This is a genomic window from Anaerolineae bacterium (genome assembly GCA_016931895.1).
GTDB lineage: Bacteria > Chloroflexota > Anaerolineae > 4572-78 > J111 > JAFGNV01.
Genome location: JAFGDY010000286.1, coordinates 1 through 8919 on the forward strand (window position 1 = coordinate 1; position 8919 = coordinate 8919).

Here is an 8919-nt window from a genome sequence, read left to right on the forward strand (position 1 = left end):
CTATTTTCTTGGATTAACACTCATATAGATTTTCGCCTATTTGAAAAGTGTCAACTTAACTATTCGTAAGAGATGAACCATCCCAATTTTTGTGACTCGCAAGATTTTGCCCATCATAAGCTCTTTGTGACTTGACAACTGACCCGAAGTCAGTTATGATGTATATATAACTGACCCAAAGTCAGTTGGAGAGAAGTGGCATGGTTATCAAACAAAGAGCAATCAGCGATGAGCAAAAAGAAGAACGTCGCCTGGCTATTTTAGAGGCGACGTTACAGTTATATCAGGAAACGTCTTATGAGGCGGTCAATATGGCGGAAGTGGCGGAAAAGGCCGGGATTGCCAAAGGCACGGTGTATCTCTACTTCAAAACCAAGGAAGAGTTATTTTTAGCCTTATTGGCCCAGGAATTTGCCGCCTGGTTTGATGAAGCCGAAGCCTGTTTTAAGCAGATACAAGCCGGTCAGGGGAGCTGTACGGTTGATGAATTCATTGCCCTGATCGGTTATTCTTTAGAAAACCGGTCTACGCTGGTGCGTTTAACGGCCATTTTACACAGCATTCTAGAGCAAAACATTGACTTTGCCCCGGCTTTGCACTTTAAACAACTGCTGCTGGCCCGCATCTTGCAGGCAGGCGCTTTATTAGAAACCTGTCTACCTTTTCTTGAGCCGGGACAGGGCACATTGGTAATGCTCCATATTTACGTTCTGCTCATCGGCGTCCAGCAACTGGCCGAACCGGCGCCCATTGTCAAGCAGGTCATTGCCCAAAAAGGACTGGAGGTTTTCCAGGTTGATTTTTCGGCTTACTTTTTACAATCGTTAAAAATTTTCCTAAACGGCTTAAAGTCCCAAACTTCAAAATAGGAGGATTTTATGGCCCCGGATATTTTTCAAGCTTATCATCTGGCCGGAGTCAAACTCAATAACCGAATATTACGTTCGGCCACGCATGAGGGACTAGGCGATGAAACAGGACTGCCCCTGCCCCAATTGACCAAAAAATATGTTTCGCTGGCCAAAGGCGGGGTGGGAGCAATTATTACCGGCGAGATGATTGTCCAGGGCAACGGCGGCAGTTCGTATTACGGGGATCTGAAGATTGACCGGGACGAATCCATAGAGAGTTACCGTAAGTTGGTTGAGGCGGTGCATGCCTATCAGACGCCGATTTTTGCCCAACTGACTCATTGCGGCCGGCAGACCCGCTCCAAAGTTACGGGTCAAAAACCGGTGGCGCCATCGGCTATCCGGGACAAACATTATAATGAGGAAATCCCCAAAGAGTTAGCCGAAGCTGAAATTGAGGAAATCATCGGCAGTTTTGTGGCTGCCATCAGCCGGGCCAGGGCCGCCGGGTTTGACGGTGTGCAACTCCACGCCGCGCACGGTTATCTCCTGTCCGAATTCTTGTCGCCGTATATGAACAGGCGCGCCGACAAATGGGGCGGCAGTCTTGAGAATCGTTTCAGGATTATTTGGGAAATTTTTGACCGGGCAAAGGCGGCGACCGGGGATTACCCCCTCATTATCAAGATTAATGCTTATGACGGCCGGAAAAACGGCATGCGGCTGGAAGAAGCGGTGAAAATTGCCGAGAAACTCCAGGATTGCGGCTGTGCGGCCATTGAGGTTTCCTGCGGCGTCAGAGAAGATAACTTTTTAACCATGAAAAATGCAAGCAATCCGGTGGAGGCGGTTTTTAACTACAGTTTCAAGTGTAAAAACATCCCTGCCCTCTTAAAACCCATCCTCAAACGCTCCCTGCGAAAGCGCTTTGCGCCGACGCCGCCCATTCGGCTATACAATGTGCCTGCGGCCCAAACCATTAAAACAGCAGTTTCCCTGCCGGTGATTGTGGTTGGTGGTATCAGGACCTTAGACGAGATTCAGGATATTATAAGCAACCACAAAGCCGATCTGGTCTCGCTCAGCCGGCCTTTCATCTTGGAACCAACCCTGGTTCAAAAATTCAAAAGCGGCAAACAAACTGAAGCAAAATGCATTTCATGCTGCCATTGCGCTTTAGGGATAGAAGAGGAGCCGCTGCGTTGTTATTATGGCCGGTTAGACGTTACCCACCGCCAAGCATAAAAATTTCGACATAGCGCTTGGCATTTGGCGCGTGACCCTATTTTATACAAGATGTTTATACCTTTTTTATTCTGAAGAATAAGGAAATCGAAATGTCTCAATTAAATTTAGATCAACCCAACCACAAAGTCGCGGACCCACAATGGAAAGAACTCTACAGGATAGGCGGCATTGTTGCTGTAGCGACTGTAATTTTGATCCTGCTGGTAATTGTCACCTTTCCTATTTGGCCGTATTTGCCGGGAACCACTTCGGTTGAAAATATCTTTGCGGCCATTCAAGCTAACAGGCTGGGTGGGCTTCTTTCACTTGATTTCATTCTCCTGATAAACAATCTCATCGGCGTGCTTCTCTTCCTGGCTTTGTACGTTTCGCTCAAACAAGTGAATGAATCCTATGCATTAATTGCTTTGGTTCTTGGTTTATTGGCTGTTGGATTAATTGTCCCTGCCAGGCCCATCTTTGAGTTGGTATCCTTGAGCGATCTATATGCCACAGCGATAACCGATGTAGCTAAAGACCACTATCTTGCGGGGGGGGAAGCAATGCTGGCCTACTTTGATGGCACTGCTTATAAAGTAAACACTTTCCTCGGTGGATTATCTCTTTTGATTAGCTCGCTCCTGATGCTTAGAAGCAATATCTTTAGCAAAGCAACGGCCTATGTAGGCATTGTTACTAATCTGGCTGTCTGTGGTTTCTTGCTGCCAGGTATTGGGATCGCCCTCCTGACCTTATCGGTGCCAGGGTACTTAATATGGAACATTCAACTGGCGCGAAGTTTTTTTAAAATGGCTAAAAAAGGAGACGTAGAATGGCAATAAAGCACAAGTGGACAACTGAGGACATGCCTGACCTGGCAGGCAGCGTTGCGCTGGTCACCGGCGGCAATAGCGGGCTAGGTTTTGAGACGGTGAAGGCGCTGGCGGGCAAACATGCCCACGTGATACTGGCGTGTCGTGACACAGCAAAGGGCAATGCTGCCCAAGATCAAATTTGTCAACAACTGCCAGATGCCTCGCTTGAGGTGATGCCACTCGATTTGGCCAGTCTGGCTTCGGTTCGGCAGTTTGCGGAAGCGTTCAGATTGAAACACAATCGGTTACGTATCCTGATCAACAATGCCGGGGTAATGGCCACGCCATACCGGACCACCGCCGATGGGTTTGAACTACAGTTTGGCACAAACCATCTGGGACACTTTGCCTTAACGGGTTTACTCTTAGATGTGTTGTTAAAGACGCCAAATAGCCGCGTTGTTGCTGTTTCCAGTGTGGCTGAGCAAATGGGCCGGATAAACTTTGACGACCTGATGAGCGAGAAGTTCTATGAGCGCTGGATAGCCTACAGCCAGAGCAAACTGGCAAACGTGCTGTTTGCTTATGAGCTACAGCGTAAATTGAATGTAGTCAGCGCGTCCACAATTAGCCTGGCGGTTCACCCGGGTGTTGCGGCCACCAATCTGCGGACAAAACTCATGACGCGGGAAACCCCTCTTTTGCACCGGATACAGGGCTACTTTTGGGAAGCTTTAAAACAGGGCGTTGAAATGGGCGCTCTACCCCAACTTTACGCGGCCACTGCACCCAACGTGAAGGGAGGTGAATTCTATGCCCCCGGTGGTTTTTTGCAGCGAGCCGGTTACCCCAAAAAGGTCCGTTCCTCACGCCGGTCTTACGATGAGACTCTGGCCGGGCAACTGTGGGCAGTGTCGGAGGAACTGACCGGGGTTGAGTATAAGGTTAACCCAATCAACCAGCCAAAATGAAGAGGAACAATAGGCTATGAGAAGGTCAAGATGAAGATGGATGGTAACTCTCATCCCCGGGCAAGGTGGGGATGCTTGCAAAACAACCATAGCCTGGCTGTCAACAAAAACGGCCATCCGGCGGGTTTTATAAGGCCGATTCCAGACTCGTTTCGACGGCGGTCTGTTCGCGCCGGCGCAAGATCAGGTAAAGGCCAACACCCAGTACAACCAGGCCCAGGAGTAAACCGCTGAAATCGGAGATAAAGTCGCTGATCAGTTCCCATTGGCTGCCAAAGGCGTAACCCAGACCGCCGTAAAGAACAATCCAGGTGAGTTCGCCCGCGAGATCGTAAAACAAAAATTTCCAAAAGCCATAGCCGCTGCTCCCGGCGATGAGATTGGTGGGCAGAGCCAACGGCGTCAACAACCAGCGGGTCAGGTAAATGGCAATGCCGCCCCGCCGATTGAAGAAATCTTCGGCTTTTTGCCACGCCGCAGATTGGCCAAACCGCCGTTGAATCCAGACCCGGGCAAAACGGCCCAGGCCGTAGATGATGACATCTCCTGCGACGGCCCCGCTTAATCCAAACGGCGGGGTGGTGTAAAAGTCCAGCACACCCTGCCGCACAAAGGCCCCGGCGGCAATCACAATCAGTGTGCCCGGCACCGGGATGCCCAACGCTCCTAAAAACAAAACCCCGGCCAGCATCGGCGAGCCGTAGATAATCATCCAGGTCAAGAACAGGTCGTTCAGGTCGGTCAGGCTCATTGTTCGCCCCCGTATTGGGCCAGGGCTTGTTTAACAGCTTCCGCAATCGCTCGACGCCCGCCATAATGATATTCCTGATCCAATCGGTCCAGGGGTTTGCCTTCATTGCCTTCAGCCGGGATATTGAGCTGTTCAAAAATATATTCTGCCGGGATGCCGGTGCTGTTGGCAATATAGCGCACACTCATCCAGGGTCGAATATCTTCTTTTAAGCCGGTAGCGACCGGATTGGCCTGATATTTTAGGATGGCGGTCTTCACCTTTTCTAAAATGGGAGGGTTATGATCCTCGGTGGGGCGGCCAAAATCATATTTCCGGTTGAGCTGGCCCAGCGTTTCATTACTATTGCGCTGCTCAAAGGGAATACCAAGCTCGGCAAAAAGGTATTCCTGCGGCACGGCGTAGGCCACGGCAATAAACCGGAGGGTCATCCAGGGCCGAATAGCCTCCACATCAGCCGTGCCTAAATCTAGCCCTTGCTCCTGAATGTATTGCATGGCCCGGAAGGAGCGGTAAGAGCGCATGCCAAAATACACCACCAGCACCACACCAATCATAACCAGCATAATCGCCAAAATTTGTAATTTGGTGAGAGATTTAAAAAAAGCAATCATCGCCTTTTTCACCCGAATTAATCCAGACCGCAAAGGTTACAAAAACCTTTGCGATCTTCATTCCGCGCGTCTTTTTTGACCATACCTGGTAATCATACTGATTTTTATCAGCATACCAAAAAAATGTGGAGAAATTGTTGAGAAATAGTGGGAATTGGTAAAAACTATGGCGATTTCAGGTTCCAGGGATTCGGTGCCAATCACTTTGACCAGCGCATCGTCATAATCTTTGAATCCAAAAAGGGTGTAATGGTAAAAATCGGCGTAAAACCAGTGGAATAACGGTGATCAAAACAGAAAGAATACGGCCGCTATCCAAAGATAAACGGTGGTGATTTTTAGTTTGGTGACATCATTCATCTGCCTTACCCCTAATCAATAAAAAACCTCTACCGGTTCAAAATACGGTACAACCAACTTGACTGCAACGCAATCGCTTCTTCGGGGCACATTTCATTATTTATTGTTCAAGCCAACTGACGGTATATTCAGTCAGGTCGTCCGGTTTCTCCAGGTTGGGTTCACGGATTTCCCATTTGCCCGGCAAGCCAAGTTCATTGGCAGCCAGTTCAAAGTGACACATGGCAATGCCCATATCCAAACGCTGTATATCGGCGACGTTCAACAACCACCTATTTCTTTTGGCGTAGCCCGGCGAGCGCTGTAAATAAAAGTGCCAACAATGGCCGTCTTTAACAATTCGCCACGGCTGCCGGTTTGAGGCAGACGGTCCCAGGCGCACCATTTCCAGCGGAACAGCGTAAGCCCCGGCCACTTCAGGCGTAATCGGCGTGCCAAATGTTTTTTCAAAAAACATTGTTTCAGCCGGCCGTCGGCTTTCTGCCTTGGCGCGCCGACGAACGAACGAATCGAAGAGACGCGGTTTGGGCGCGATGTAGCCAATAGAAGTGACCGCCGGCACAGATTCGCCATTCATTAGCTCAATCTTCTGGGCAAAGCGACTCTTGGTGAACGTCCCGCCCAGCCAACAAGTGCCCAGACCGATGTCGGTGGCGAAGATGATGATGCGCTCCATCAAGTAACCAAAATCTTCCAGATTCTGGTTGGCCTCACCCACCGCCCCAATAACGAATCCCGTGGCCCCTTTGATAAAGCCGTAAGTGCCCAGGCTTTTGAGGGCTTTGCGATCGTGTTCTGTGGCAGTGGCCAGGGCAAACCGTACCGGAGCGCCAAAGGGACCAACTTGAGACAAAGCGATGAAATTGGTCAACAACTCTCTCTTTTCTTGGGCAATCGGTTGGTTAAGATAACTACGACAGGAGAAGCGTTGTTGGATTAATTCGGCGACGGGTTTGCTGTATAACATTGTTCTATCTCCATTTTTGCCAGGAATGAATATTCATTCCGTGAAATTTATAAAAAAATTAGCGCCGGAGCGCCTGCCAGCAAACTTTTTCTACCAGGTCAATTAATGCCGGGGTCAAATCAACCTGGCCTTGCCAGTAAACCTTCATCATAGCCATTAAAACGCCCTGGGTAATGGCCAGCAATATTTCTACCGGCATATCTTTTATCATCTGTGCCTGGCGCGCCCGGTCATAAAAATCCAGCAGCGGAGCCGAGATTTGTTGGTTCAGAGCTTGGCTCTTTTGATCCAGGTAAGGGGCGTGGTGGTGCAGTTCCAGAAACTTCATGGCGGTGGGGTATTGCCGCGCAAATTCAACCTGCCGCCGCCAGCCCTCCCGGAACATTTGGCGGGGAGGTATATCGGCGGGAAAATCGGCAAACGTGGCCTGAAACATTTCTTCTTTCCATTTTTGATACAGCGCGTTTACCAGGGCCTCTTTGCTTTCAAAATAACGGTAAATGGTGCCCGCTCCCACCCCGGCCCGTTCGGCAATAAGGGGCACCGGCGTGCCGTAGAAGCCTCGCTCGGCAAACAAGACCAGGGCTGCGTCCAGGATAGCCTCTTTTTTATCCATAAATGCTACTGTCAATTCTGTTAAAATACGTTATCGGAATGAATATTCATTCCGATAATATCGTTGTTTAGTAACTACTAAGCCATAAGGCTAAAAGCCGAAATTATAACGCTACTCTAATCAAAATCAAAGGTAAATCAAATCTTTTTGATGTAAGCTTGTCCTTATGAGCCTACTATGCCTTGAGCGAAACTGCCAGCAACTGGAAAAGCTGGACCAAACGAGTCTAATCGAGCTTATCTTGACGATGCAGCAACAATTGGCTGACCAAGATGACTTGATTCAAAGGTTATCTGACCAGGTGGCGGTACAACAGGCTCTGATCCAAACGTTGCGGGATCAATTGGCCAAAGACAGCCACAATAGCAGTAAGCCTCCCAGCAGTGATGGTCTGAAAAAGCGCAGAACGAGCAGTTTGCGTCAGAAGGGGCGGCGTCAGAAGGGCGGTCAACCTGGACACCAGGGGAACACCCTGAAAATGGTTGCCGAACCAGACCATGTGGAACCGCACCCGGTCAACAGTTGTCCGCATTGCCAAACAGACCTGTCGAACATAGCCCCTGGGGGTTATGAGAAACGACAAGTATTCGATGTGCCCCCAGTGAGCCTCGAAGTCACCGAACATCAGGCGGAAATCAAGCAGTGTCCCGCCTGTGGTCAACAGGTAAAAGGCGAGTTTCCGGGGCACGTCACCCAACCGGTTCAGTATGGGCCACGTCTGAAAGCGCAAGCCAGCTACTTGAACAACTACCACTTCATTCCCCTGGCCCGGACGGAAGAATTGTTGACCGATTTCTATGGGCAAGCCCCTGCTGAACCGGTGATCATTGAAGCGAACAAGCAACTGGCCCAACAGACCGAACCCAGTCGGGTCAGGATCAAACAACAACTCATTGCCGCTGGGGTGGCTGGTTTCGATGAAAGTGGTCTCCGGGTCGAAGGTCAGTTACAATGGCTGCATGTGGTCAGTACCCCGGAACTAACCCTCTATCATGTCCACCGCAAGCGAGGACAGGAAGGCATGGAAGCGGGTGGGGTTTTACCTCAGTTCCAGGGTGGCGCCGTCCATGACCATTGGTCCCCCTACCTGAAGTTCGACAACTGCCAGCATTATTGCTGCAATGCCCATCACCTGCGCGAACTGCAATTTATCCTGGAACAATATCAGCAAACATGGGCAGCGGAGATGAGCCAATTGTTACTGAACATCAAGACCGAAGTTGAAGACACGCCGTCACCAGCCATGAGTTTACCCCCACCGCGCCTGGCCCATTATGAAGACCAGTACGACAAACTCATTGCCAAAGGACTGGCGGCCAATCCTTCACCCGACACCCCACCTCCGAAAAAGCGCGGACGACCGAAGCAGCCCCCACCCAAGAATTTGCTTGACCGCTTACAAACGCACAAATCAGGCGTCTTGGCTTTTATGTATGACTTCCGCGTTCCTTTTGATAACAATCTGGCCGAACGCGATGTCAGAATGGTAAAGGTCAAACAGAAGGTTTCCGGCACCTTCCGTACGCAGGCTGGTGCAGATAACTTCTGTGCGATCCGCTCTTACATCTCAACGGTACGCAAACACAAACGTAACGTCATTGAGGCTATTTACGATGCCTTTGTGGGCCAACCCTTCATACCTTCTGAAGGCACGGCTTAGTAGTTTGACAATGTCATGTTTCCATAATACAGAAAGTTGTGATATTTATTAACAGTATGCACAAAATGAGAAACCTGTTGTTGATGA

The 8919-nt window shown here is 49.8% G+C and carries 9 protein-coding genes; 5 read left to right on the forward strand and 4 right to left on the reverse strand.

All coding sequences use genetic code 11. The features are described from left to right. Positions 1 to 200 precede the first annotated feature (200 nt). From JW953_21805 to JW953_21820, 4 genes are all read left to right on the forward strand, one after another. On the forward strand, positions 201 to 869 hold the full coding sequence (locus JW953_21805) for a TetR family transcriptional regulator (protein MBN1995339.1): 669 nt from the start codon (positions 201 to 203) through the stop codon (positions 867 to 869). A gap of 9 nt (positions 870 to 878) precedes the next feature. Beyond that, a complete protein-coding gene (locus JW953_21810) occupies positions 879 to 2096 on the forward strand; it encodes an NADH:flavin oxidoreductase (protein ID MBN1995340.1) in 1218 nt (405 codons plus the stop codon). Positions 2097 to 2188: 92 nt separating this feature from the next. Beyond that, on the forward strand, positions 2189 to 2920 hold the full coding sequence (locus tag JW953_21815) for a DUF4386 family protein (GenBank protein MBN1995341.1): 732 nt from the start codon (positions 2189 to 2191) through the stop codon (positions 2918 to 2920). After that, the gene (locus tag JW953_21820; GenBank protein MBN1995342.1) at positions 2911 to 3864 is read left to right on the forward strand and encodes an SDR family oxidoreductase; all 954 of its coding nucleotides are present in this window, start codon (positions 2911 to 2913) and stop codon (positions 3862 to 3864) included. Before JW953_21815 ends, JW953_21820 begins: the two co-directional genes overlap by 10 nt. A 127-nt stretch (positions 3865 to 3991) precedes the next feature. Here the strand turns inward: JW953_21820 and JW953_21825 are convergent, their stop codons facing one another. The 4 genes from JW953_21825 to JW953_21840 all read right to left on the reverse strand — a co-directional run bounded on the left by JW953_21825 (position 3992) and on the right by JW953_21840 (position 7172). Then, positions 3992 to 4615: a DedA family protein gene (locus JW953_21825; protein MBN1995343.1), complete on the reverse strand. Its 624-nt coding sequence runs from the start codon at positions 4613 to 4615 to the stop codon at positions 3992 to 3994. Beyond that, entirely contained in the window at positions 4612 to 5229 is a 618-nt protein-coding gene (locus tag JW953_21830) for a hypothetical protein (protein ID MBN1995344.1), read from the reverse strand. The genes JW953_21825 and JW953_21830 overlap by 4 nt, the downstream gene beginning before the upstream one ends. Before the next feature lie 460 nt (positions 5230 to 5689). After that, positions 5690 to 6556 (reverse strand): nitroreductase, encoded by an 867-nt coding sequence (locus tag JW953_21835; GenBank protein ID MBN1995345.1) that lies wholly within the window; start codon positions 6554 to 6556, stop codon positions 5690 to 5692. 58 nt (positions 6557 to 6614) lie between these two features. Continuing rightward, complete coding sequence (locus JW953_21840) at positions 6615 to 7172, reverse strand: TetR/AcrR family transcriptional regulator (protein MBN1995346.1); 558 nt, start codon at positions 7170 to 7172, stop codon at positions 6615 to 6617. A 241-nt stretch (positions 7173 to 7413) separates the two neighbouring features. Between JW953_21840 and JW953_21845 the strand changes: the two genes are divergently transcribed. Then, the gene (locus JW953_21845; protein MBN1995347.1) at positions 7414 to 8832 is read left to right on the forward strand and encodes an IS66 family transposase; all 1419 of its coding nucleotides are present in this window, start codon (positions 7414 to 7416) and stop codon (positions 8830 to 8832) included. The last annotated feature ends 87 nt before the right edge of the window (positions 8833 to 8919 follow it).